The 26,090-nt window shown below is 43.0% G+C and carries 16 protein-coding genes; 9 read left to right on the top strand and 7 right to left on the bottom strand.

The annotated features are described in order from the left end of the window. The first annotated feature begins 129 nt into the window (after positions 1–129). Complete coding sequence (locus tag V7K84_RS21720; RefSeq protein ID WP_334841059.1) at positions 130–2,505, top strand: transglycosylase domain-containing protein; 2,376 nt, start codon at positions 130–132, stop codon at positions 2,503–2,505. Positions 2,506–2,706: 201 nt separating this feature from the next. On the opposite strand, the gene V7K84_RS21715 is transcribed toward V7K84_RS21720, so the two are convergent. Then, positions 2,707–4,083, bottom strand: a complete 1,377-nt coding sequence (locus tag V7K84_RS21715) for an MATE family efflux transporter (RefSeq protein WP_334841058.1) — start codon at positions 4,081–4,083, stop codon at positions 2,707–2,709. Between the two features lie 353 nt (positions 4,084–4,436). Between V7K84_RS21715 and V7K84_RS21710 the strand changes: the two genes are divergently transcribed. Continuing rightward, entirely contained in the window at positions 4,437–4,655 is a 219-nt protein-coding gene (locus V7K84_RS21710; RefSeq protein WP_334841057.1) for a hypothetical protein, read from the top strand. A 285-nt stretch (positions 4,656–4,940) separates the two neighbouring features. On the opposite strand, the gene V7K84_RS21705 is transcribed toward V7K84_RS21710, so the two are convergent. The 5 genes from V7K84_RS21705 to V7K84_RS21685 form a co-directional block, all read right to left on the bottom strand. Then, positions 4,941–7,133 carry a lytic transglycosylase domain-containing protein gene (locus V7K84_RS21705; protein ID WP_334841055.1) on the bottom strand — a complete coding sequence of 731 codons (2,193 nt, stop codon included), beginning with the start codon at positions 7,131–7,133 and terminating at the stop codon, positions 4,941–4,943. Positions 7,134–7,423: 290 nt separating this feature from the next. Next, the gene (locus tag V7K84_RS21700; protein ID WP_334841054.1) at positions 7,424–7,579 is read right to left on the bottom strand and encodes a hypothetical protein; all 156 of its coding nucleotides are present in this window, start codon (positions 7,577–7,579) and stop codon (positions 7,424–7,426) included. Between the two features lie 379 nt (positions 7,580–7,958). Continuing rightward, positions 7,959–9,017 carry a 3-deoxy-7-phosphoheptulonate synthase gene (locus V7K84_RS21695; protein WP_334841052.1) on the bottom strand — a complete coding sequence of 353 codons (1,059 nt, stop codon included), beginning with the start codon at positions 9,015–9,017 and terminating at the stop codon, positions 7,959–7,961. A gap of 199 nt (positions 9,018–9,216) precedes the next feature. Beyond that, on the bottom strand, positions 9,217–10,875 hold the full coding sequence (locus V7K84_RS21690; protein ID WP_334841050.1) for an alpha-amylase family glycosyl hydrolase: 1,659 nt from the start codon (positions 10,873–10,875) through the stop codon (positions 9,217–9,219). A 462-nt stretch (positions 10,876–11,337) separates the two neighbouring features. Next, positions 11,338–11,715: a DUF1823 family protein gene (locus V7K84_RS21685; RefSeq protein WP_334841048.1), complete on the bottom strand. Its 378-nt coding sequence runs from the start codon at positions 11,713–11,715 to the stop codon at positions 11,338–11,340. 238 nt (positions 11,716–11,953) lie between these two features. Between V7K84_RS21685 and V7K84_RS21680 the strand changes: the two genes are divergently transcribed. From V7K84_RS21680 to V7K84_RS21665, 4 genes are all read left to right on the top strand, one after another. Next, positions 11,954–12,256 (top strand): acylphosphatase, encoded by a 303-nt coding sequence (locus V7K84_RS21680; protein ID WP_334841046.1) that lies wholly within the window; start codon positions 11,954–11,956, stop codon positions 12,254–12,256. Between the two features lie 195 nt (positions 12,257–12,451). Continuing rightward, complete coding sequence (speB, locus tag V7K84_RS21675) at positions 12,452–13,516, top strand: agmatinase SpeB (protein ID WP_334841044.1); 1,065 nt, start codon at positions 12,452–12,454, stop codon at positions 13,514–13,516. Positions 13,517–13,986: 470 nt separating this feature from the next. Further along, positions 13,987–15,132, top strand: a complete 1,146-nt coding sequence (locus tag V7K84_RS21670) for a hypothetical protein (RefSeq protein ID WP_334841043.1) — start codon at positions 13,987–13,989, stop codon at positions 15,130–15,132. Between the two features lie 834 nt (positions 15,133–15,966). Further along, positions 15,967–17,871: an adenylate/guanylate cyclase domain-containing protein gene (locus V7K84_RS21665; RefSeq protein WP_334841042.1), complete on the top strand. Its 1,905-nt coding sequence runs from the start codon at positions 15,967–15,969 to the stop codon at positions 17,869–17,871. 108 nt (positions 17,872–17,979) lie between these two features. Here the strand turns inward: V7K84_RS21665 and V7K84_RS21660 are convergent, their stop codons facing one another. After that, positions 17,980–19,155, bottom strand: a complete 1,176-nt coding sequence (locus V7K84_RS21660) for a homospermidine biosynthesis protein (RefSeq protein WP_334841040.1) — start codon at positions 19,153–19,155, stop codon at positions 17,980–17,982. 1,454 nt (positions 19,156–20,609) lie between these two features. On the opposite strand from V7K84_RS21660, the gene V7K84_RS21655 reads away from it, so the two are divergent. The 3 genes from V7K84_RS21655 to V7K84_RS21645 all read left to right on the top strand — a co-directional run bounded on the left by V7K84_RS21655 (position 20,610) and on the right by V7K84_RS21645 (position 26,018). After that, positions 20,610–22,844, top strand: a complete 2,235-nt coding sequence (locus tag V7K84_RS21655) for a family 2 encapsulin nanocompartment cargo protein terpene cyclase (RefSeq protein ID WP_334841038.1) — start codon at positions 20,610–20,612, stop codon at positions 22,842–22,844. 122 nt (positions 22,845–22,966) lie between these two features. Then, positions 22,967–24,376, top strand: coding sequence for a family 2B encapsulin nanocompartment shell protein (locus V7K84_RS21650; RefSeq protein ID WP_334841036.1), 1,410 nt, complete (start codon positions 22,967–22,969; stop codon positions 24,374–24,376). Between the two features lie 235 nt (positions 24,377–24,611). Beyond that, entirely contained in the window at positions 24,612–26,018 is a 1,407-nt protein-coding gene (locus V7K84_RS21645; RefSeq protein ID WP_334841034.1) for a family 2B encapsulin nanocompartment shell protein, read from the top strand. Positions 26,019–26,090: the final 72 nt, after the last annotated feature.

Genomic DNA, 26,090 nt, shown 5'->3' with positions numbered 1-26,090 from the left:
ATTATTCTATAGTGAATTCAGTTAATTATTTATAGGATATTATACTAACACAATGGTAGTGCTATAACCCCAAAGTTGATTGATGGTGGTTATATAATAATTGCTTACTACTTTGAGCGAGGAACTGACGTGGGGAAGCTTACCTCCTGGTTCAAGCGAAGACCAACTAATTTGAGTGACTCTGGACGAGGAGGAACGAATGAGAGCTTACCACCAGCATATCTGGCGCAAACGAGGCAGTTACTAAGCAAAATGAAAATTTTACCATCTAAGATGAGGGTCAATCGGGCAACTGGCGCTAGACCACTCTATCGCCGCATCTGGTTTTGGGCAGGTTTGGGTGTTGGTGGTGGGATACTTGCCTTCATCTACGGCATCAGTTTAATAGATCGGACTTTGCCAGATCAGTCCGAGCTGAATGCTGTGTTTCGAGAGCAAACACTGACCATTAAAGCTGCTGATGGCACTATATTACAACAACAAGGTGAAGCGACTAGAGAACAGCTACAGCTAGAACAAATACCAGATAATTTAAAAAAAGCTTTCATCGCCTCAGAAGATAGAAGATTTAGACAACACAACGGAGTCGATCCGCAAGGTATTGCCAGAGCGGGTTTGAATAATTTGCGATCGCAAGGTGTGGTAGAAGGTGGTAGCACCATCACCCAACAGCTAACGCGGATTCTGTTTTTGAAACAAGAGCAGACAATCTGGCGCAAACTCAAGGAAGTCCGCCTTGCCCAAAAAATGGAGCAAGAATTAACCAAAGATCAGATTTTAGAGCGTTACCTAAATCTGGTTTATTTGGGATCTGGAGCTTATGGTGTGGCAGATGCCGCCTGGGTATACTTTAGTAAGACGCCAGATCAACTTTCCCTTGCGGAAATGGCAACGATTGCGGGATTAGCTCCTGCTCCTAGCTTGTACGCCCCAGACAAAAATCCCGAAGCGGCAAAACGGCGGCGTGACTTAGTATTGCTACGGATGCAAGAAGATAAAGTAATTACACCAGAGCAAAGGCAAGCAGCCATTCAGGAGCCATTAACCCTCAAAAGCAGTTTACCCAAACGAGTGCAAGTAGAATCACCCTACTTTACCAGTTACATCCAAAAGGAATTGCCGAAGTATGTTTCTCCTGACGTGCTAAAAAATGGAGGTTTAGTAGTAGAAACCACGCTCAATCCAAGTTGGCAGAAGGTGGCAGAAGAGGCAGTTGCGAAAACATTGCGAAATCAAGGACGCTGGGAAAACTTTAAGCAAGCGGCAATGGTGGCCATAGACCCCCGCAACGGTGAAATTAAGGCAATGGTTGGGGGAAAAGACTTTGGTAAAAACCAGTTTAATCGAGTTACCCAGGCACAACGGCAGCCAGGATCGACATTTAAAGGGTTTGTATATGCGACTGCGATCGCTACCGGCAAAAGCCCCTACGATAGCTACGAGGATGCGCCCTTTGTCGTAGACGGCTATGAACCAAAAAACTATAGTGAAAACTTCCGGGGTTCAATGAACATCCGAGATGCCCTCACCCGCTCTGTTAATATTGTTGCCGTCAAGGTGTTGATTGATGTGGGATTTACACCAACGATTAAACTTGCCCATGATATGGGGATAAAATCTGAACTTAAACCCACCTACTCCTTGGCTCTTGGTTCAAATGAAGTCAATCTGCTAGAGTTAACCAGCGCTTATGGCAGTTTTGCGACTCAGGGATTGCACGCAGAACCTCATGGTATTACCCGCATCCTCAACCGCCAAGGCAAAGTCATCTGGTCAGCTAATTTCAAGTCAAAACGCGCTCTGGACGCTGACAGTGCCGCCATCATGACTTGGATGCTACGCAACGTCGTCGAAGCGGGAACTGGCGGTGCTGCTCAATTAGATAATAGACCAGTTGCAGGCAAAACCGGCACCTCCGACGAAGCCCGCGATTTATGGTTTATTGGCTACATTCCTCAGATGGTAACAGGGGTATGGCTAGGTAACGACGACAACCGCCCCACTTATGGCAGTAGTAGTAGTGCCGCTTACACTTGGCACGAATTTATGGAAAAAGCGGTAGAGGGGATGCCTGTAGAAAAGTTTCCCAAACGACCCAAGTTAGACGGTCGCAAAGGCACTATCAAAGCCCAGTCCATCAAGCCCAAACAAATCCTGAATCGTTCTATTGCCTCTAAAGATGATGACTCAGAAGGGGAAAGTGCGAGAAATTCTGATGACAGTGGTTCATCTGGCAGACGTAGAAGAAGGAGAAGCTATTCTCAAGAAGAACAGCAATCGAGCGATTATACCCCAAGACGGAGAAGGCGCGATCGCAGCGAATCAAGTTCTACTAACTCCTCCTCAGAATCATCTACTCCACGGCGACGCTCTAGAAGAGTAGAATCTGATTCACCCCCGCCGAGAAGAAGTCGGCGAGAGTCCTCTCCTGCAAATAGTTCTGGTTCTTCAGGTTCTTCATCGTCACAACCATCTTGGCGGGAAAGACTTAGACCTTCTAACTAGTAATGAGAAGTGGGCATTGTTGATACTATGCACGACTAGTGCTTAAGTTACCTATCCCACTTACACTTACTTCTATGCTTTATTCCCCGATTGCTGTGTAACAATCTATACGTTTTATCGTAGGGTAGGGGGCAGGTGAGACAAGGAAAGATGAGTGAGAACTTGCAATAAGTCTTTCCCCTTGCCCTTTTACCTTTTTAGTCAAGCAGACTCGATTTCAGAAGTCAAAAGATAAAAACGCCCAGTTAAAAGCATTGCACCCATAAGTAGCCCTAGTACTAAACCCAACCATAAACCTATAGCACCCCAACCGAAAGTGAATGCCATCAGATAGCCCCCACCTAGACCTACTATCCAGTAAGCGAACATAGTAATTAACACTGGCACTTTGGTGTCTTTCAACCCGATTAAAGCACCAGCAGCAATAGTCTGAATAGAATAAAATATTTGGACTATTGCCCCCGCAGCAAGGAAAGAAGTTGCCGTTTTAACTATCTCAATATTATCTAGATTGCTGGTGTCCAAATACATGGCCACAATATAGTTAGGAAACAGCCAAAAAATTAGTGCCACAATACTCACAAAAGGAGTGACAAGGGCAATGCAGATTAATCCCGCTCTGCTTGCACCCTTGAGATCGTTTTGTCCCCTCAACTGTCCTACTCTCATCGTGACGGCATAGGAAATACCTATAGACACTGTTTCGACAAAACTTTCTGTCTCGACAGTAATTTCATGTGCTGCTAATGTCTCTGTTCCAAACCACCCCATCAGTAAAGCTGTGGCAGTGAATACTCCAATTTCTGCTCCATACTGCAATCCCAAAAACCATCCAGTTTGGAAGATATCTATAAACATATCTTTATCGAACTGATGCAAAGCACAATCAAGCTGATAGTCTTTAAAATAGTTATCAAAGCAAATCCAACTGGCGGCAGCGATAAAATTAAGCCAAAAAATGAGTGTGCTTGCCCAACCGATACCGGCTAAACCAAGGGCTGGTAAACCAAATTTACCGAACATTAGCATGTAATTAGCAACTGCATTTAATAATAGTCCAGCTACCGTAATTACAGTTAAGAATTGGGGACGATTGAGGGCAGAGCTAACTTCTTTTAAGATACAAAAACCGAGGGCAGCCGGAAAACCCCAAACAATAGACCGCAAATATGTTTGAGCTAATAATACATTGCTTTCTTCTTGACCCGTTAGCAGCAGGATATAGTCAAAGTGCCAAATGATAAACATCACAGGTAAGCACATCGTCACAGCTAACCAAATTCCTTGACCGGTAGCACGGCTCACTTGGTCTATCTTTCCTGCACCAAAAGCATTGGCGACACTCACACCCGCGGCTGAAAGAACAGAACGACAAACGGAAGCTAGAGTAGAAAACGTAACAGCACCTAAAGCACCCGCAGCTAAAGCTTGGCTGTTAAGTAAGCCCATCATCACCCCATCCAATAAAGGAATGCCCGCTTCTAATATTTGAGTAATTACCAAGGGAACTGCTAATTGCAGGCAGGCTTGGACTTCTAATATCAGTTCTGACTTAAATTCTTTTGAGGTTAACTCCATTGGGGCGCTAAAAAAGCAATACTGAATACATTAAGATATATTAACGCCACAGGTGTAATCAACTCAAGCTATTAGCGATCGCCTCTCAAAAAATTGTGTTTAATAACACTCTTACCAGCACATGACAAGCTATTGGTGTTTAGACTAAGAATTTAAGAGATTTAATAAACTTTTTATCTTTTGGGTGTACAGAATTTCGATTCCAAATTTGTACTTAGATATTCAGTACCTTGTATCTTCAGTACCAGTGCAAAGTGGGAAAGGTGGGAAAGGTATGATGTTTTGGCGTTTCCGTTGATTTTGCTGGTTACAGTTGCTAGCCTGTTATTGAACTGATATTAGGATTTATGAATATGAAAACGATAGAAATCAAAAACCTGCAAGCTCCAGAAATTGAAGAACTTGACGATTCAGAACTAATGGGTGTGGTTGGTGGGGGATTGTTGGATGGTGGTGGGGGAAAGTATATTCCGATTGAGAAACCTTTTAAATTTGTTGCATCTAAACTACCAAACTCTACAGAGTTCAAATGGTGGCCTTCTATTTTTGACGGCAAGACAGACGATGATTAATAAATTATTGGGGTTCGTAATGACCCCAATAATACCTCACACCCCCACATCAAACCTATTTACCAGCTTTAACTGTCAATAATGGCACATCGTCAACCTGGGTAAAAGTGATGCTTTTGACCAGGCTTTGCTATTACCTATGCCCAGCTTCAATGTACCAGCATCGTAGTTAGCATTAAAGGTAATACGTATTAGTAATTAGTTAAACAGATATCACTATGAGTTGTGAACTTTGAATTAAAAAATTGCTTGAACTCAACACTCACAACTCATAACTTTCTCAGATTATCGCGTCGGCAGTTGTGGGTGTGTAGTCGAGTACTTTGTCACTATGCCAGAAATTTCCGGGTTGTAAAGCCTTAGATAATTCCAGTAGTTGCCAAATACTTGCCGCACATAGTTTTTAGTTTCATCAAAGGGAATTTCTTCAACAAACTCATCTGGATCTTTTGTAGTTAGAGTTTGCAACCATTTGGAGACATTGCCGGGGCCAGCATTGTAACTAGCGATCGCCAGCAAGGAGTTATTGTTATATTGATCGTGGGTATGACCCAAATACCATGTACCCAGCATAATGTTATCGTTGGGATTTTCTAGACTTATTGTTTTGAAATCCACCTTGATTTGGGGCGCGATCCATTTAGCTGTACTCGGCAATAGCTGCATTAAACCAGTAGCTTCAGCGACAGATTTGATTTTTGGTTCAAACCGTGACTCTTGACGCATCAGAGCAGTTACTAGCAGAGGATTAAGTTTACGATCGATAGACCACTTTTCAATCTCTCGCTGATAGGGAAATGGATAACGCGCTTGCCAGTAGGTGATTTGTTTACTCAGAGTCTGATATTGGGCAAGTTCGGCTGGTATTTCTCGATCTTCTAATTTAGAAATTTCATCAATTCCGATGAGATTTTCTCCTTTAGCCTGCCGCATCAACCCTTCAGTAAATTGCTCTGCTACTGTTGGCTGAATTTTGTTCTGAAATTCTGTTTGCCATTGTAACCAGGCATCGCGGTCTTGACCTAGCAGATACAACTCTTTGAAAGTTTCAGAACCAGCAGGCGGTACTGGACGCTGGGATGCGATTACTTCTGGGTTCATGACGCGCACGTTGTCAAAGTTGCCGACATTTAGCCCCAACATTGTCGCGGCTCGCCATGCATAGTAAGAGTAGGGAAACTGGCTAACCACATATTCATAAGCAGTTTTAGATTCTTGCTGTTTCCCCAGTGCAGCCGCCCATTTGCCTACCCAAAAGCCCGCTCTTGGAGCCAAAATGCTATTGGGGTTATTGGTGACGATTGGTTCTGCCCATTGCCAAGCACCGACGTAATCTTTGGCATTGGCTTTATCTTGGGCGATTTTCCAACGGTATTCTGCTGCTTCGTCAGAGTTACCGTATTTAGCTATGAGTAATTGCCACGCCGCGCTAGCTGACTTTTGATCCTTGGGAGTTTGGATTTTGGCTTTTTGTGCCAGTGCAGTACCAGCTTGTTTGGGAAATTTACTAATTACCTGGTCAAGATATGGTAAGCCGTCTTGAGGTGTTTTTGCGGTTTCTGCTAACCGCAGTAGTGCCGTCCCAGTTTCCTCACTATTGGGAAATTGCTGCACTAATTGTTTATAGGTGGCGATCGCTTTTTCTTTATCTTTGCCTCCCACCTGTAAGCCTCGTGCAGTACGGTAGAGGTTGCGCGATGTTTTGGGCGCTTTGGCGTAAGCACTGGCCGCTTTGGGAAATTGACTATTTTCCCAATAGCTAGTACCAATGAGTTCCCAATCTTCGGGTTTGAGGGTAGTCTGTTTTGCTAACCGATCCAAAACGCCCACTATACCTGGTTGATCGTAGGCATACTTAGCCAAAATCAATTGTAATTCTGGCTGATTGGGATTTTCTTGCAAGCGTTTGCGGATAATTTCCCAAGTTAGAGGATTGGAAGGAAATTGAGCGATCGCAGTTTCTTGTTGCTTTGGTTGAGCAATCAAATATAACGCTTTCACGCTGGCCGCTTCTTTGGGATACTGTTTCAGCACCCTTTGCCTGAGATCCGAGGCTTTGCCGTCCTCGCCCAGCATATCCTCTGCCTGGGCTTGTTTGAGCAAAATGTAGGGCGCGAGGATGGGATAGTCTTTCTCTAGTCCTTGGAGTAAAACCAGAGCTTTTTGCCCTTGGGTTCTTTCAATATAATCACTCGCCAAAAGATAACGAGCGCGATTCCGATCTGGCGATCGCGATTCTTGAGCGATCGCAGCCAGTTTTGCCGCTCGTTCTGGCAGCGATTGCGATATCAACGGAAAAACGGCTGATTGAGCAACACTACCGTCCGATTTTTGCTCTGCTTGATTCTGACTCAGTTTGAGCCACTTCCCCAGAGACTTGCCAATCTCAGGTGCTGATACCATTGCCCCAGTTAAAAAGGCGAACAGTGCTGCACCCGCAATTATCGAAATTTGCTTTTTCTGTAATTTCTTCAGCATGAATACCCGCTGAAAAGTTTCGGTGAATTTCTTGAAACTTTAACACTCCTAACCATCAGTGTTACCAATTTTTAATTTTAGATTTTTTATTTTATGTAGAAAAATACTAATTTTCAATCCTTCAGTTGGTAGTATTGAGTAATTAGCACATCTTAGATACTATTACATCTATCTTGGGTATATCTTAATGGTTAAATATGGCAGGAGGTAGCTTTTCTGTTGGGGATTCGACTCCTACTCATTTGGGGCCACTGAACTCTCGTACCCTGCAAGAAGCTGACGCTGCAAATCTAAAACTCTTCTCTCGATAGATAAAATTTATCGCCACCACTTGGGCGTTTTTCCAAGCCATTAGTTTTGTAGTGACGTGGCAAGCTTAAAATGATGTATAAAATGTAGGTTGGGTTTCGTTCCTCAACCCAACCTACAAATTTTTTTTGCAACATTTTAGCTGTGTCACGCCAGTAGTGGCTTGGCAAGCCTAAAGTTGTAGATGGAAAAAGCAGAAAACATTAGAGGTTCTTTGAAAAGTAGTTAGCTGTGATTTTAAGCACTTGTCGATCGCCCCTAACCCTCCTTAAAAAAGGGGGGAACTGGGATGAAAGTCACCCAATTTATCGGGGGATTTAGGGGGATCTAAAACTTTTTGTTACCGAGAAAAGGACTTTTCAAACAACCTCTTAGAATTATCTCCATTTTCTGACTGTAGCCGAAACAGTGAGAGGAATGAAAACAGGGTTTCTTAGTATACTTTCAGACTTGACAAACATTCTCTAAATTCCCCATTCATGACATTCTGAATTCTGAATTCTGAATTCTGACTTCTCATTTAAGTTTTTCGTGAGCAGCCAAAATAATTTTTTCAGTTTCTTCCCAGTTAATACATTTATCAGTTACAGAAACACCATATTTTAATTCTTCTTGTTTACCAGTAATTGGTTGACTACCTTCATACAAATGCGATTCCAGCATCATGCCAACAATTGATGTATTCCCATCCACTATTTGCTGAATAATATTTTCTAAGACAGCACCTTGTAATTTGTAATCTTTATTGGTATTGCCGTGGCTACAGTCGATAACAATTCTCGGTGGTAAATTTGCCTGTTTTAATTTCTCTTCTACCAGTTTGACATTTGCTGGGTCAAAGTTGGGTTGACTACCACCCCTTAAAATTACATGACCGTAGCCATTACCTTTAGTTTTAAAGACGCTGACCTGACCGTTTTGATTAATTCCCAGAAAATTATGCGGGTTCCCAGCAGATTGTAGGGCATTTAAAGCTACTTGAATATTGCCATCAGTACCGTTTTTAAAACCCACAGGCATCGAAAGCCCACTTGCCATTTCACGGTGAGTTTGTGATTCGGTTGTGCGTGCGCCGATGGCAGACCATGTAATCAGTTCACTGATGTATTGAGGGATGATTGGGTCTAGTGCTTCTGTGCCAGCAGGTAATCCCAACTCTGTAATTTTTAATAGTAGCTCCCGTGCAATTAATAAACCTTTCTCTACATGGAAAGAATCATCCATGTCTGGATCGTTAATTAACCCTTTCCAGCCTACGGTTGTTCTTGGTTTTTCAAAATACACTCGCATAATTAGTAGCAAGTTGTCCTTGACTCGCTCGGACAATATTTTCAATCTCTCAGAATATTCGATCGCTGCTTTTGGGTCGTGGATTGAGCATGGACCAACTACTATAAATTTTCTGCGATCCTTAAAATCAAGGATATCTTCTATTTCCTGTCTATATGCTAAAACTCTTTGTTCGGCTAGTTGTGTTAAAGGTAATTTTGACTTTACTTCATTGGGGGTTAATAAAATGCGATCGTTCTCAATGTTAGCGTTGTCGATATTACTATTAAATAATTTGTTGTGCATGGGGATGCTTTGGCAATTTTATAGACGCACTTCAACTCAAAAGTGTAACACAAACCTATGAAATTTTAAAATAGCTTATTTTCTGCTTGACAAATTTTTAATTAGACTGTACTTAAACTAAGATAATAACTGAAAAGGGGAAAAGATGTTTCCCCTTTTCTTTGCTATTAGACTACTGATTCAGTGGTAGTGTATATAATTACTGCCATACAAACACTTTCGCTTCATATGGTCCCAAGTCTGTGATGATCCCATCATCACCAGATTCGACATCATAATTACCTGTCCACTCGTGCCATGTCCCAGCGCTAGGAAAGTTAGGAACATGATAGCCAGCTAGAAAATCTCCTGAGAAATTTGCAATTACGACTACACGAGAACCTTCATCATTCCAACGAGTATAAGCTAATACTTTTGCTTCAGGATTTTCGTGGATAAAATCAATATTTTCTGTGTAGAGAGCATGATTGCTTTTACGCAGGTTGGTCAAGCCTTTGTATGATTCAAATAAACTACGATTTAGATCGTTACCTAACAGCGTCCAATCGATTTTGGATGATTCAGGTTGTTTAGGTTTATACTCGCCAAATTCTTCTCCCATCCAAATCAAAGGCACACCAACAGCAGTCATTAAGATGGCTACTCCTAATTTAACCCGCCGAAATGCTTCTTCGTCAAAAATCTCACGGTTCCCCAGTTCAACCATGACATGATTATGGTCGTGGTTGGTGAGATAATTTACTACATTGGTGGCACCCAAAAAGCCTTGACGCTTGCAGTCAATCACATCTTTGAGACACTCCAAATCAAATGTATCACCGCAAATATGTTCTAGAATGCAGTGATAAAAACTGTCATGCCAGCAACCATCCATTGGCCCATCTACATTGGTAATGCTGGGAGTTTCAGGAATGTGTTCGGCAACATTGTAAAAAGGCTTCATGCTAGCAGTTTTTTTGGCTTCCTGAACAATCCAGTGCATGAAATCGTAATTAGCAATTTGCCGCGCCGCATCATAGCGAATACCATCAAGATGATATTCTGATATCCAAAAACGGATTGCCTCACCAGTAAATTTCCAGGCTGGCTTAATATCTAATTTTTCATCATAATGTTCGTAATTAAACTCAGGTCCCCAATTATTATCAGGGTCGCGAGGTTCGTGATGATACCAATAATCGTGGTCAATTTGTGTTAATGGAGCAGATGCTTCTGAGTGGTTATAAATACCGTCAAGAATTACCCGAATACCTTTAGCATGACACTCATCAATCAAATTTTTTAACTCAGCAGTCGAACCATAACTTGATTCTGTTGCAAAGAAATGGCGGGGATTATAACCCCAACTATAATCACCAGGATATTCTTTAAGTGGCATCAACTCAATAGCGTTGATTCCCAGTTCACATAAATAATCTAACTTTTCAATGACGTGTTTGTACTTACCTCGTGCATAAGGATCGTCCTCGCCACCAGAAAAGTCACCGACGTGCAATTCATAAATTACTAATTCGTGGTCAGCAGGTAAAGGTTTATCATCATGTTGCCAAACATAAGTATCGGTAATCTTTTTGCCGTCTTTTATCCTGATAATACCATCGTCTTTTCCACTTTGTTCATCTATATCAGTTGCACAAGGATCTGTAACATCAACCCATTGCTCTGGTTCCAAAAACCATGAATTTGATTGAACGCGGAATTTATATTTATAAACGCCGTCTTCTAATTCAATACTTGTGCGAAAATAACCATCATCACCTCTTTCCATTGGAATCTCTTGCCAATCAGAAAAAGAACCAATTAATGCGGCTCCTTTGTTGTAAGGTGCAAATAAATTAAATTCAATTGCCTTTGCCATAGAAGTATTTGTAATATCAAGGTTTGATATAAATATTCTCTTATGCTGAATTGAATTTGCAAATAGCTCTAGAGAAATAATTAGATCGTGAGTGCTTCTCTCTTCAGGAATAATTTATATCTTATTTATAAAATTTAACTGGATATTTTTGATTTTTGTCTGTTTATAGTATTTTAGTTTTTGACTCAAATACGGATTTACTATTTTGCTTGTAAAAATTGTCTATAAAACTAATGTTTTTTAACCTTCCGCATACAAATGCATAAAAAGATTAAATAAAACAATAGTTTTAATAATGTTCAAAGACAGTATGTATCTGATGAAGAGTGCTGAGTTCCGAGTTCATCAACTTAGAGTTAAAAGACCGCCCACAAACGCGAGTGCGTCTCGCAGAGAGGGGCGGGGTATCAACCTTCTCCCGCGTAAAAATAGGATGTTTTTTACCAAATATATGCTACAAAATTAATCTTTTTTGCTATTAGCTTGTTGTAGATAACTTAATAACCAATTTGCCGCTGTCGCCCTGCGAGTTTGCCGAGGCCCAAATTCCCCAATTTTGTAACCTTTGAAACCCAGTTTTTCTTTTAGCATTTGTTTATTTTCAGCCGGAATGGAACGAGTCAACTTGACAGTTGCGGGGCGAGATTCAATGAAATCTGGTGGTTGTGGGTACTCATTATGCCATTCTGGTGCAACTTGGCTAACGTCCCATTGTGCAATTGAGGAGTCATAGCGATAGCCTAAATAATGCCATAGCAACTGGTTGACTATGGCATCATCAAGTTTATCGTCAAGAATCGCCCAAATTGTTTCTGTATTAAGTGGTGGCAGGTTAGACATAACAATTCAAAATTCCAAGTGGAAAAACTGACTACTGATTAAATTACAGCAGTTTTCAGGTATTTAGACTAGGACTTCAATGAAGAGTAGGGTAGTTCAATTACTTGAAAAGTTCGGGAAATATATAAAAACTAGTAGGTATTGAGAAAGACTGGGATTAATTTGGCGAGTTGGAGTTAAAAACAGATTGTGTATACACAAACTAGGTAGACTGGAATCGTAAAGATTAGACCAGTCTATGCAGAATTCTACAGCACTGCCAAAGATTATCCGCGCCCATGTATTCATTTCTGGCCGAGTCCAAGGAGTGGGCTATCGCTATTCCACTGTCGATACAGCTAGGCAATTGGGATTAACCGGTTGGGTGCGGAATCTCCCCGATAATCGAGTAGAGGCAGTTTTTGAAGGGGGACGAGAGGTTGTAGATGACATGGTTCGTTGGTGTCACTCTGGGCCACCTGCTGCTGTAGTTAAAGATGTTGTGGTTGAGTATGAAGTACCAGAAGGGTTGCGGGGATTTGAAGTTAAGCGGGTTGAGTAAGGAGTTAACAAGGGCACAGGAAAGACAAACTATCCCCTGTACCAGCCTATAAACTATGCTGAAGTAACTTGTATACTCGTGGGTTTTTTCTGTTCATCTTTTGAAGCAGTTTACCGCGTGTGAAAAATTTTGATTACAATGCAGATGTCAACTAGGCGGCGTGCTGTCTATCCACGTAAATCCACAAGATACTCAATGAGTAATCAATTAAAAGACTACAATCCCAGCGGCGTAGGTGAAATAAATGGCAACCTCTTAGGTTTGCCCTGCGATTATCAGTCTGCAAACTTGATTGTCTTTGGTGTACCGTGGGAAGTCACTGTTTCCTATGGTGCTGGCACTGCTAATGGCCCACAGCGAATTCTAGATGCTTCGACTCAATTAGATTTGTTCGATTTTGATAACCCTGATGGTTGGAAGCAGGGAATTTTTATGGAAGAAATTCCCCAAGATATTTTAGAGAAGAACACATATTACCGCGCCTTGGCAGCAAAAATTATCGAACGATTAGCCCAAGGTAAACAACTCTCCGATATACCAGATTTAACATCTGTGCTGACAGAAATTAACCAGGCTGGTCAACAGGTCAATCAATGGCTGTTTGAAAATTGTCAGGCAGCATTTAATAATGGTAAGCGAGTTGCAGTCATTGGTGGAGATCACAGTTCGCCTTTAGGTTATTTCCAAGCATTAGCAGCTAAATACCCAAATTATGGTATTTTGCACATTGATGCCCACGCAGATTTACGCGATGCTTATGAGGGATTTGAGTTTTCCCATGCATCGATTATGTTTAATGCGATGAAAATACCGCAAATTTCTAAGTTAGTGCAGGTAGGTTTGCGTGATATTAGTCATGATGAAGTGCAAATGATTGACCAATCCGATCGTCGCATTATTGCTTATTACGACCCGGCTATTAAGCAAAAGCTTTACTCTGGAACAACTTGGATTGATTTATGCCGAGAAATGATCGGTCATTTACCTGAGCATGTTTATATTAGCTTTGATGTAGATGGTTTAGATCCAAAACTCTGTCCGAGTACGGGTACTCCTGTTCCAGGTGGGTTGGAATTAGAGCAAACTTTTTGTCTGTTTCGAGAATTGGTCAATAGTGGAAGAAAAATTATTGGCTTTGATATCTGCGAAGTTGGTGATGCAGAGTGGGATGGTAATGTTGGAGCGCGGGTAGTTTACAAGTTGGCAAATTTGATGGATTTATCAAACAGAATTCAGGAGTCAGGAGTCAGAATGGGCTAAACCTTAGCTATCCGCTATCAGAATTAATTCTGTACGGCTGGCGGATGAATAAGAGGGTTTATAACCCCCGCTAAATCATTCACGTAACGTCTATGAAAGAGAAGATTTAGTGTTATTTCAATCAGTGGCGGGTCTGTAGCAAGCAAGATCCCACAGGGTATCCCCCACTGATTGTTCTGAATTCTGAATTTTGAATTCTTCTTCAAACAGAATTTATATAAGGAACAAACAATCAGTACATCAACGTCTGTCTTTATATCTCTCTCAAAATATAGATACTAAATTAATTCCAGATAGTGAATGTATGGAATTATATAGTTTATTGTCTATTATAGCGGTTCTCAGTTGAGTGAGGTACAAGAACCCCACCCCCAACCCCCTCCCCGCAAGCGAGGAGGGGACTATGATGTACATCATGTGATTAGTAAACGCTATAGTGGCTGAATACTATTTATTTGTTATATTTTGCTATGAAAATCATGCTGAAAAACTACTTTAACACCAATCAAACGCGAATTTTCACTGCTTTGATTTTGACTGGAATTTTGTCTGTTAGTAGCAGTTTAACACTTATCAAAAGTGCTACAGGCGCTTCTGCAAACTTTTCTCTAGAAACAAGCAATGAAGTTCTCAAAGACAATATTAAACCAAATCGCTTGCCACGTCCAGTAGCTAATGCGGTACTGCGAGATTTAGCCCGTAGGCAGGGAATTTTTACTAGACAACTGCAAATTATTGACTACAATCAGCAGACTTGGCGCAATGGTTGCTTGGAACTACCTCAAGCTGATGAAATCTGCACCCAAGCGTTAATTCCTGGTTGGCGGGTTGTGGTATCTAATGGCAAAGAAAACTGGGTTTATCATACCAATAACAATGGGCGATCGCTACGTTTAGCTTCGGCAAACACTCCCTCAGAAAATCTGCCAAATAAATTACCCACATCTGTCAAAAATACTGTTTTACAAGCCGCATCCAGACGTTTGCAACAGCCAATTTCTCAGTTAACTATTATTGAGGCTCAACAGCAAACTTGGAGAGATAGCTGTTTAGAATTAGCTAATGCTGATGAATTCTGTACCCAAGCTTTGGTATCAGGCTGGCGGGTGGTTGTCGGTGGAGTTGGCCAAACCTTGGTTTATCATACCAATCAAACAGGTTCCGCACTCAGGCTGAATGAAAAGGCTAACGAAAATACATTGGGGCCTGTACAAATTCCAGCTAGCGAGTTACCACCACCGTTAGATCGAGGTATAGTATTTCGCCAAATCTCCAGTGGGGGTTTTGCTGGCAGAACCTATGAGACTGTTTTACTCAAAGATGGGCGACTGATTCGCGTGCGGATTGGTGATGCTAATGATTCTGAACGTAGTGTTCGCCGTGTTTCTGTACAACAGGTGCAAGAATTTGTGCGATCGCTAAAACGTTCTCAGTTTAGTCAATTTCGGAATCTGAGGTACCCAGCCCCCAGTGGTGCTGCTGATTATATCACCTACACCCTCACTAGCCAAGAAGGTACGGTTCAGTACAACGATATTTCTCAAAATAACCTGCCAAAGAATTTACAGACAGCAGTCAAAGCCTGGAATCAAATTGTAGACAACGCACAATCATAAACTTCATTGATGGAATAGAAGAATAAGAGAGTGGCGGGAACCTAGCTATAGACTCGCCACTCTCTTATAAATTGATGGGTTTTAAATTTCCCAGATGCTGGCGATGTCTACGACGGGCTACGCCTACGCGCTATCTTGAAAATAAACTTTCAAGATAGCGAAACTAATGAAAGGTGTTTACGGCAATATTTGGTTGAAATACTTATCTAATTCGCCGTTTTGTAAATACCACATAGGATTAAAATTAAACATGAAGGCAACTGTTAACTAGAAGCTGCTCAGACAGCAATATTATATTAAATTGTCAATCATCCAAAAGAAGTATATTAAAAATATTAATCAAGCTTATTTAGTTTAAATTGATGGGTAAGCAAGTTTGCAGTAATAACTAAAGTGCTTATTACAAAACCTCTTGTACTAGCTTAGAGATTGTACTAGTATAGCACGATGTAAATCTAGCTACTATCTCAATTAACTAGATAAGTTGCTTTGAACAAGTTGTTAAAGGTAGGCAAACTTCCGCCACAGCGAACTAATTCTTTTTGCTCAACTATACTCGATTGCTTTGAAAAAATAGCACACTTAATCAAGTAATATAGATTTGGTAAAAAACTGAGTAATAATAACTTATATAAACTTTAAAAATAATAGGCTTGTATATTAATCAAACATTTGAAAGGATTGCTAAAAAAATCACTAGTTATGTTGAATTATAATTATGATTATTGAGTTATTAATTATCACTATAATTATAGCGTCATCTAGCAAAAATTAGAGATTTTATCTTCCTATCACTTGAAATATTCTCTTTCCTCAATCTCATACATAAATTACATGGAACAAGTCATTACTTCAATGGCAGATGCTTTGTTAGTAACCAGTAATTCAGGAAAAATCAAAAAAGTAAATCGTGCTGCTCAAAAATTATTTGGTTTTGAGGAAAAAGAATTAATAAATCAACCAATTTCACTAATTATTGACGAGGATCAATTTTTAATTAAAGCTATTTATCAACATTCTTATTTAAAGCGTAATTTACAGAATCTAGAAGTAGTTTGTCGAACCAAAACTAGAGAGAAACTGTTGATTGCTTTTTCTTGCTCAGTGATTCCCAAAAAAACAGAAGAACTAGAAGATATTGTCTATATTGGTCGGGATATTACTGCTTGGCAACGCCGGGAACAACGTACAAGTGCCCAGTATTCTATTACTCGCATATTATCAGAATCACAGAGCATAAAGCAGGGAATTCCCCAAATTTTGCAGTCGATTTGTCAAAATTTGGGATGGGATTTAGGCGAACTTTGGACACCAAGCCAATATATTGGCACTTCCGTACAAGGAGATAGTCTCAATGCAGTACTAAGGTGTGTGGAAATTTGGTCAAGTCGATTAGTTTCTGTCCGAGAGTTTAAAGCAATCACCTGGCAAACTACTTATACACCTAGTGTTGGCTTACCTGGTCGAATTTGGATCGGGCGTCTGCCTTTGTGGATTAAAGATATCACAGTAGATGGAGATCAAAGGCGATCGCAACCTGCTGCTGAGGCTGGATTATATGCAGCTTTTGGCTTCCCCATTTTAGACGATAGTGAAATCTTAGGAGTGATGGTTTTCTTTAGCCGGGACGTACAACCAAAAGATAAAGACCTATTACAAATGATGGGTTCTATTGGTAGCCAAATCTCTCAGTTTATCAAACGCAAACAAGCAGAAAATGCTCTTGTAGAAAGTGAAGAACGATATCGAGATTTATTTGAAAATGCTAATGACTTGATTCAATCCGTCAATCCATCTGGTCGTTTTTTATATGTCAATCGTGCATGGCGAGAAACTTTAGGATATAGCGAAGCTGAAATCGCAAATATGAGTGTTTTCGATATTATACATCCAGAGTTTAAGCAACACTGTTTGCAAAGGTTTTATCGGGTTTTATCAGGAGAAAATCTTGGGCAAGTAACAGCCATATTCGTTACTAAAGACGGTCAAACAATCTTTTTAGAAGGCAATATTAATTGTAAATTTGTTGAAGGTCATCCAGTTGCGATTCGCGGCATTTTTCGCAATGTAAGCCAGCGAGTAGCAGCAGAAGAAGCACTTCGTTATCAGCAGAAAGAAACCGAACGTTTATTGCTGAATATTTTGCCAGTCGCAATTTCTAGAGAAGTAAAAGAAGAAGCAGCTAGCATTGCCGAAGACTTTGCTGATGTCACAGTTTTATTTGCAGATATCGTTGGCTTGAGCGAAATTGCTACTTCTATGAAAGCAATTCAACTGCTGAATCTACTCAACCCAATTTTCTCAGTTTTCGATCGCCTCACCGAACGATATAGTTTAGAGAGAATCAGAACTATTAACGATGCTTATGTGGTGGTTGGTGGCTTACCTACACACCGCCATCGTACTCAAGCGATCGCTCTGATGGCACTGGATATGCAAACTGCGATCGCTTTATTTAATACTGAGAATAACCAAAATTTCAGCATCCGTATCGGCATCCATAGTGGTTCGGTAGTGGGGGGAGTTATCGATCTGAATAAGTTTAATTATGAACTCTGTAAAGACACAGTAAACATCGCTAGCTATATGGAATCCCAAGGTATTGCTGGTAAAATCCAGGTTACAGAAAATACTTATAAGTGCTTGTGTGATGAATTTGTATTTGAAAAACGAGGCGAAATTGAAGTTAAAGGCAAAGGGAAGATGACAACTTATTTGTTGATTGGACGGAAGGAATGAGGGCATTGGGCATTGGGCATAAAAAGAGGCAGAGGGGAAAACATTACTGCAATTTCTCCCCTGCTCCCCTGCCCCCTGCCCCCTGCCCCCTGCCCCCCGCCTAATCCCCTAGTGAGTATTCGGAATCATCCGACCACAGGGATAAGTCGCTGTTGGCTGTGAAGCACTTTCAGCAACTGCTGCTGGAACCCGATCTGATGGTTGAGTTTTGGCTGCTAGATAATCTTTTTGCAGTTTATCAAAAATGGCTTCTCGCCTGTCGTAAATACGTTTCAGAGGACGAGGTTGGCATTTGTTTAACACATACGCTGTCACCAGTGGTAGAGCGATCGTGCTATCGGTATAACAAACGATTGTGTTAGGTAACTCATCCGGGTCAATTTTACCCCAGCTGACAGCTTCCGATGGGGTCGCCCCAGATAAACCGCCTGTATCTGGACGCGCATCGGTAAATTGCACAAAGTAATCGTGTCCTCGTTCTTCTAACCCCAAAACCTCGTGAAGTTGCGGTTGGGTTTGTAGCAAAAAGTTTTTAGGACTACCGCCACCAAGAATTACAGCCGCACTTTTACCTCCTGATTCACGGGCATTATATGCGATCGCTGCTGTCTCATTTACGTCAATTGATGGATCTATCACCAGCTGCGAACCTTCCAATGCTAAAGCCGCCACGTTCATCCCAATTGAACTATCTCCTGGAGAAGACGTATAAATCGGTACGCCATATTCATAAGCTGTAGCTAGCAAGCAGGAATGCTGCACACCCAATTGCTTTTCTACTTCTCGGACATATTTACCTAGTAAATGGTGAAATTCAGCCGTTCCCATCCGCTTTTGAAACGCTTCTCCTTGGAGAATCTTGCGGATGAACGCATCAGTTTCTAGCAGCACATCGTAACCAAAGATAATGTCATAAATGCGGATCGTGCCTTCCTGGCGAAGTTTCACATCATCCAAAAACGGATTACCAGCAAAGAGTTCAAAACCCAAACCGTAGTGCATATCGTGATAAAGATTTGCACCAGTGCTAATCATCCAGTCAATAAAGCCGTTGCGAATTAAGGGTGCAAGCGCTGAAACCCCAAATCCTGCTGGCGTCATCGCACCGGAAAGGCTAACTCCCACCGTGACACCTTCCGTTAGGACATCGCGACTCAGTAGTTGGCAGATTTCCCGCAACCGCGCTGAGTTGTAAGCGGTGAAGTATCGATCGATCAAATCCACCACACTAATATCATTTGATATAGGTGTGGGTGCAATTTTTTGACCCAGCTGTTTAGACATTTTGGCACTCCCGAACAGTAAACACGCCGAATCTAATGGTATCTAGCTTTCAGCCAAAGTGACAGCAATACTTTTTTACTACTAGCTTGAAAAAGCAAGTGAGGAGTAGGAGAAGAAACCTTTTTCAGCCCCTTTAGGATTTTCCTATAATTATCTGTCTTGAAACCGAATGACACTAAGAAAAAATACAGCCCTTGCTCTAACTGGTTCTCTACCTCTAGGCAGGGAACCTATTCTGGGAGGGCTGCCGCCTCCAGTAGCTTGACAAGAGGCAGAACCTCTTTTAAATAAATATATTCCCAGCCTCCAGGCTGGGAACAAGACGACACAAGCCTTTGGGCTTTTCTTCGTGCCATTCGTCTTAAAACCTTATAAGCATTTCACAGGCATATTAGTCACATCTCAAATAAAAAATATCCAATTATTTATTGTGAGGTAGTTCTAGAAAGCGGGCTTTCCGTACCACTCTCTAAATAGTAGTAATTTATTTTTGGGAAATCGCTAATACCAATTTCAAAAAAGAATACAAAGGTTTTTATGTCAGTTTTTTCTCTACCTTTGTGAAGGAGAGAAAACTAAATTTCATGTTTTCTCGCAATATGTATTACCGTGTATACACAAGTCTAAAATAGCTGATAAATTACGGTTTTACCCCGCCCTAACCCTCCCTGTATTTATTGGGAAGGGAACTAGATTTTCTGGTTTCCCTCCAATACATCGGGATGATTAAGGGGGGTAATTCGACTTGTGTGTACACCGTAGCAATATATCGGGGGATTAAGTGGGGTAATTCGACCGTAGCCAATACATCGGCGAAGGTGCGCAGGATACGCAAATATTTTTGGATTGCTATAAGCCACAAATGCTTATCCTGATGTGGTTTCAGGTAAACGCGTAATTTTCCGGTTTTGCCACGGTGATGCCTTAATAGACATTATTTGCAAAAATTAACAATTAGTAATTATTCTTTAATAACTATCTTAAATCTTTTAACTATCTGCTTAACTGTCTTAACTGTCTCCTAATTCTTCAATTTTTGATTTAACTATCTGCTTAACTGTCTTAACTGTCTCCTAATTCTTCAATTTTTGATTTAACTATCTGCTTAACGGCTTTAATGTACGGATTGCTTTTTATTTACAACTATGAAAAATTATGAGAACACGACGATCCAGTATTAAAAATTTATCTGCCAACATCGGAAATAAGTAATGACTTAAACAGCTTTTTCAAATGCTCGATCTTTCGGTATGGGAAACTTCAAATAAAACATACATAACTCATTCTTTAGATTAGGAGCATCTTAATATTATCGCCTTGAAACGAGCCACCACAAGCCAACCAGATGTGGGTATCTAACTGGGTAGTGATGATACTTATGAACTGCAACGATGCTCAGATCGGCCGCGAAACAAAGATAGCAAGAAGACCCCAGAGGAGGTTTAGCGCAGATCATGCAACCCTTTGAACTGCCAGAATTTTACACGCCTTGGCCCGCACGGCTGAACCCAAACCTGGAAGCGGCACGAGTCCATTCCAAAGCGTGGGCTTACGAGATGGGGATACTTGGCTCAGAAGAAGAAGCGCAAAGCTCGATTATCTGGGATGAACACACATTTGATTCCCACGACTACGCCTTACTTTGCTCCTATACCCATCCAGATGCGCCGGGAGCGGAGCTTGACCTAGTAACCGACTGGTATGTTTGGGTGTTTTTCTTCGACGATCACTTCCTGGAAATCTATAAGCGCACCCAAGACATGGCTGGGGCAAAGGAGTACCTTGACCGATTGCCAGCGTTTATGCCAGTGCATCCCACTGATACCCCTTCGGTTCCAACCAACCCAGTAGAGCGCGGCTTGGCTGACCTGTGGTCTCGCACCGCTTTTACTAAATCTGTGGACTGGCGACTTCGATTCTTCGAGAGTACCAAGAACCTCCTAGAAGAGTCTCTGTGGGAACTCGCCAATATCAACCAAGATCGAGTCGCCAACCCTATCGAATACATCGAGATGCGCCGCAAAGTTGGTGGCGCTCCGTGGTCAGCGGATCTCATCGAACACGCCGTGTTTATAGAGATTCCGGCCGAAATCGCCTCGACTCGGCCAATGCGTATCCTCAAAGACACATTTGCCGATGGAGTGCATCTTCGCAATGATTTATTCTCCTACCAGAGAGAAGTAGAGGATGAAGGCGAGAACGCTAACTGCGTGCTGGTCTTGGAACGCTTTTTAAATGTCAGTACTCAGGAAGCGGCTAACCTCACCAACCAACTGCTGACCTCGCGGTTATACCAGTTTGATAATACTGCCGTCACCGAATTGCCCCCCCTCTTTGAGGAGTACGGACTAGACCCAGTGGCTCGTGTGAATGTTCTCCTTTACATCAAAGGACTTCAGGACTGGCAATCAGGCGGTCACGAGTGGCACATGCGATCGAGCCGTTATATGAACAAGGGAGGAAACAATTCTTCGACATCCACGCCATTTCTGGGAGGCCCCACAGGGCTAGGCACATCGGCTGCGCGGATTGAATCGCTATACGCCGCCTTGGGTTTGGGAAGGTTCAAGAGCTTTACTCACGTTCCATACCAGGCTGTCGGGCCAGTAACACTGCCGAAGTTTTACATGCCCTTCACTACAAGCTTGAATCCCCATTTGAATGCTGCGCGGAAACATTCCAAGGAATGGGCGCGTGAGATGGGGATGCTGGAATCACTACCTGGGATTCCTGATGCCGTCATCTGGGATGACCACAAGTTTGATGTTGCCGACGTAGCCCTTTGCGGTGCGTTGATCCATCCGAATGGGTCTGGTGCTGAACTGAATTTGACAGCGTGCTGGCTTGTTTGGGGAACTTATGCCGACGATTACTTCCCGGCGCTCTACGGGAATAACCGCAACATGGCTGGTGCGAAAGTGTTCAATGCCCGACTGTCAGCGTTTATGCCTCTGGATGACTCCACCCCCAGCGAGGTTCCGACCAATCCGGTGGAAGCCGGCTTGGCAGATATTTGGTCTCGCACAGCTGGGCCAATGTCTGCCAACGCGCGGACTCAGTTCCGCCGCGCAATCCAGGATATGACTGACAGCTGGGTGTGGGAACTCGCCAACCAGATCCAAAATCGGATTCCCGACCCGATAGATTATATTGAGATGCGCCGTAAGACCTTTGGCTCGGATCTGACCATGAGTCTGTCGCGACTAGCTCAGGGGAGCGAGATCCCGCAGGAGATTTACCGCACCCGAACGATGCGATCGCTGGACAATTCCGCTGCCGACTTTGCCTGTTTTACCAACGATATCTTTTCCTATCAGAAAGAAATCGAATTCGAGGGCGAAATCCATAACTGTGTGCTGGTCGTTCAGAATTTCCTCAACTGCGGTAAACCACAGGCTGTTGAAGTTGTCAACAACCTGATGACCTCTAGGGCGCTCCAGTTTCAACACATCGTCGCCACCGAACTGCCAGTTCTTTTCGATGATTTCGACCTGGATGCAAGTACCCGCAAGAAACTGCTCGGATACGTCAAGAAACTAGAGCAGTGGATGTGCGGCGTCCTCAAGTGGCATATAACGGTAGACCGCTATAAGGAATTTGAATTGCGTAATTCGTTAGCAGGGCGGCTACTTAGCGGGCCCAGAGGGCTGGGTACTTCAGCTAGGCGTATTGGATCGGTAAGGGTTTAAGGTCATTACTCGGTCAATGAAGTTAGGTTTTTTGTCGGTGAATAGAGTTTTCAAGTTTCAAGGTCAGTGTGCGATCGCGTGAAATCGGTTTTTTTAGTAACTAAAAAGTGGAGGATTAAGTTGTGACGTATTCTAACGATCCCAATTTGAATGTAGAAGATCAGCAGCCCCATTTAACTTTAAGTACAGCAGCAGCGCGGAATTTGGCGACAACAGCCAAATCTGCACCGCAAACCCAGGAAATTACATCGCGGTGGTTATTGAAGTTATTGCCGTGGGTGCAGACAAAAGGTGGCGCTTATCGGGTCAACCGTCGGTTGAGTTATTCCGTGGGTGATGGACGGGTGACTTTCACCAACACTGGAGCTGCGGTGCAGGTGATTCCCCTGGAACTTACTGAGTTACCCTTGCTGCGAGGGTTTAACAACCTTGACGTATTGATCGGGTTAGCAAACCAGTTTGTTCAGCAGGAGTACGCTCCAGATGATGTAATCGTTGAACTGGGCCAGCCTGCCGATCGCGTGATTCTGATTGCTCGTGGTAAGGTCAACAAGATTGGTGTTGGTAAGTATGGCGAGCAGATCGTGTTCGATGTGCTAGCTGACGGCGACCATTTCGGCGATGAAACTGTGGTGCAGTCGGAGGATACTTGGCAGTACACCCTCAAGGCGATTACCAGAACCATAGTTTTATCGCTGCCTCAAGCGGTGTTTGAGAGGGCGATCGCTCAGTCTGAGGCGTTGCGAACTCATGTTGAACAGTTCCGCGTTCGCCTGAGCCAGCCACAGACTCCCCAAGGTGAAGCCGCTATTGAGCTGGCGGCTAATCATCCCCAAGAAGCTGAGTTGCCGGGAACCTTCGCCGATTACGAACTCAAACCTAGAGAATATGAGTTGAGCATTGCTCAAACGGTCTTGCGAGTAAGTACGCGGGTAGCCGATCTGTACAACGAACCGTACAACCAGACAGAAGAACAACTGCGGCTGACTATTGAGGCATTGCGGGAACGTCAAGAACACGAGCTGCTCAACAACCGCGAATTCGGGTTACTGCACAACGCCGACCTCAAACAACGGATCTACAGCAGTAGCGGCGCACCTACTCCCGATGACTTGGACGAGCTGTTAGCGACGGTATGGAAGGAGCCGGGATTCTTCCTGGCTCACCCCCGCACGATCGCTGCTTTCGGTCGTGAGGCCAACCGCCTGGGTCTCTATCCACAAAGCGTAGATGTGAACGGCGTTCAGGTGACATCTTGGCGCGGCGTACCTATTTTTCCTTCCAATAAGATTCCCATCACCAATAACCGCACCAGTTCTATCCTTTTACTCCGCACTGGTGTAGAAAAACAAGGTGTAATCGGCTTACATCAAACTGGTATCCCCGATGAATACCAACCCAGTCTGTCTGTCCGCTTCATGGGCATCAGCGAAAAGGCGATCATCTCCTACCTCGTTACCGCCTACTACTCCGCAGCCGTCCTCGTTCCTGACGCACTTGGCATCCTCGAAGATGTTGAAATTGGGCGCTAAATATTCGTGAAAGGATTTAGGCAACTGGCACATAGAACTAATTTGGCTCTAATGCTGAAAAATAAGAGCTTACAAGCATTACAGTAATTTTCAGTTAATTGAACCACAAATATTGGTAAGGGCACAGCATTGCTGTGCCCCTACTGCGTGGTCTATTTACCTACAAAAGGCTGTATGCAATTGAAGTATATGTAGCAGTTGACGCACTTTTATTAATAACTATGAGGATGAGGTGATGACGGATTTTATTGAGTCAAATTTAAATGTTGAGAGCGGACAACCTCAACTGAGTTTGAGTAAAGATGCTGCGCGTAATTTGTCCACCACCACCAAATCTGCACCGCAGACGCAGGAAATTACCTCACGGTGGTTGTTGAAGATGTTGCCGTGGGTACAGACGAAGGGTGGGACTTATCGGCTGAACCGTCGGTTGACCTATACGGTGGGTGATGGACGGTTAAGTTTTTCTAACACCGGAGCTGAGGTGCAGGTGATTCCCCAAGAACTTGGTGAATTGCCCTTGCTGCGAGGGTTTGACGACACCGAGGTGCTGAGGGCGTTGGCAAGTCGGTTTGTTCAGCAGGAGTTCGCGCCTGGTGATATCATAGTCCAGTCAGGTCAGCCAGCCAATCAGCTTTTCTTGATCGCACATGGCAAGGTAAACAAGATTGGTATTGGCAAGTATGACGAGCAGCCTCTATTGGATATGCTAGCTGACGGTGATTATTTTGGCGATCGCGTTTTGGTGGAGTCAGAAAGCAATTGGAAGTTCACCGTCAAAGCTGTCACCCGATGCACCGTATTAGTGCTACCACAACAGGCATTTCGGGAACAGCTCAACCAGTCGCAGGCTTTGCAGGCTCAGGTTGAGCAATTTCGGACTCGCGCAGAACAACCACAAAACAAGTATGGGGAAGCTGCGATCGCGTTGTCAACCAGTCATAGCACTGAGACGACGTTACCAGGAACATTTGTTGACTACGAACTCTCACCCCGCGAATATCAGTTAAGCATTGCTCAGACTATGTTGCGAGTGAATACTCGCGTTGCGGATCTGTACAATCAACCGTACAACCAGACGGAAGAACAATTGCGGCTGACAATTGAGGCATTGCGGGAACGTCAAGAATACGAGTTAATTAACAACCGCGAATTTGGATTGTTGCACAACGCCGACCTTAAACAGCGCATCTACACCCGCAGCGGTCCCCCCACTCCCGATGACCTTGATGAATTAGTCACCCGTCGGCGGAAATCGAGGTTCTTCCTAGCTCATCCCCGCACTATTGCAGCCTTCGGTCGCCAGTGCAACCGTCGAGGCATCTATCCAGACACCATCGATATGGATGGGAGCAAAATAATCACGTGGCGCAATGTACCAATTCTTCCCTGTAACAAGATTCCGATTACCAAGAATCAGACCAGTTCTATCCTTATACTCCGCACTGGTGAGAAAGATCAGGGCGTGATTGGCTTACATCAAACTGGTATCCCGGATGAATACCAACCTAGTTTGTCCGTCCGATTCATGGGCATCAGCGAAAAGGCCATTATCTCCTACCTCGTTACCGCCTACTACTCCGCAGCTGTCCTCATCCCCGACGCACTTGGTATCCTTGAAGATGTGGAAATCGGTTTGTAACTTTTTTGAGTAGAATATGAGTCAATTTTGGTAGTGTCAAAATAAGAGTTAATACGAACTCATAACTCACCA

It is taken from the genome of Nostoc sp. (assembly GCF_036917315.1).
Lineage (GTDB): Bacteria > Cyanobacteriota > Cyanobacteriia > Cyanobacteriales > Nostocaceae > Nostoc.
Note: the sequence above shows the minus strand (reverse complement) of the source record. Positions and strands in the feature narration are given on the sequence as shown.

Excerpts from the sequence above, each read along its gene's own strand:
- V7K84_RS21680 (WP_334841046.1), top strand. The coding sequence starts at position 11,954 with ATGCAGAATTCTACAGCACTGCCAAAGATTATCCGCGCCCATGTATTC.
- V7K84_RS21665 (WP_334841042.1), top strand. The coding sequence starts at position 15,967 with ATGGAACAAGTCATTACTTCAATGGCAGATGCTTTGTTAGTAACCAGT.
- speB (WP_334841044.1), top strand. The coding sequence starts at position 12,452 with ATGAGTAATCAATTAAAAGACTACAATCCCAGCGGCGTAGGTGAAATA.
- V7K84_RS21660 (WP_334841040.1), bottom strand. The coding sequence starts at position 19,155 with ATGTCTAAACAGCTGGGTCAAAAAATTGCACCCACACCTATATCAAAT.
- V7K84_RS21710 (WP_334841057.1), top strand. The coding sequence starts at position 4,437 with ATGAAAACGATAGAAATCAAAAACCTGCAAGCTCCAGAAATTGAAGAA.
- V7K84_RS21670 (WP_334841043.1), top strand. The coding sequence starts at position 13,987 with ATGAAAATCATGCTGAAAAACTACTTTAACACCAATCAAACGCGAATT.
- V7K84_RS21685 (WP_334841048.1), bottom strand. The coding sequence starts at position 11,715 with ATGTCTAACCTGCCACCACTTAATACAGAAACAATTTGGGCGATTCTT.
- V7K84_RS21655 (WP_334841038.1), top strand. The coding sequence starts at position 20,610 with ATGCAACCCTTTGAACTGCCAGAATTTTACACGCCTTGGCCCGCACGG.
- V7K84_RS21700 (WP_334841054.1), bottom strand. The coding sequence starts at position 7,579 with ATGTTGCAAAAAAAATTTGTAGGTTGGGTTGAGGAACGAAACCCAACC.
- V7K84_RS21715 (WP_334841058.1), bottom strand. The coding sequence starts at position 4,083 with ATGGAGTTAACCTCAAAAGAATTTAAGTCAGAACTGATATTAGAAGTC.
- V7K84_RS21690 (WP_334841050.1), bottom strand. The coding sequence starts at position 10,875 with ATGGCAAAGGCAATTGAATTTAATTTATTTGCACCTTACAACAAAGGA.
- V7K84_RS21695 (WP_334841052.1), bottom strand. The coding sequence starts at position 9,017 with ATGCACAACAAATTATTTAATAGTAATATCGACAACGCTAACATTGAG.
- V7K84_RS21705 (WP_334841055.1), bottom strand. The coding sequence starts at position 7,133 with ATGCTGAAGAAATTACAGAAAAAGCAAATTTCGATAATTGCGGGTGCA.
- V7K84_RS21645 (WP_334841034.1), top strand. The coding sequence starts at position 24,612 with ATGACGGATTTTATTGAGTCAAATTTAAATGTTGAGAGCGGACAACCT.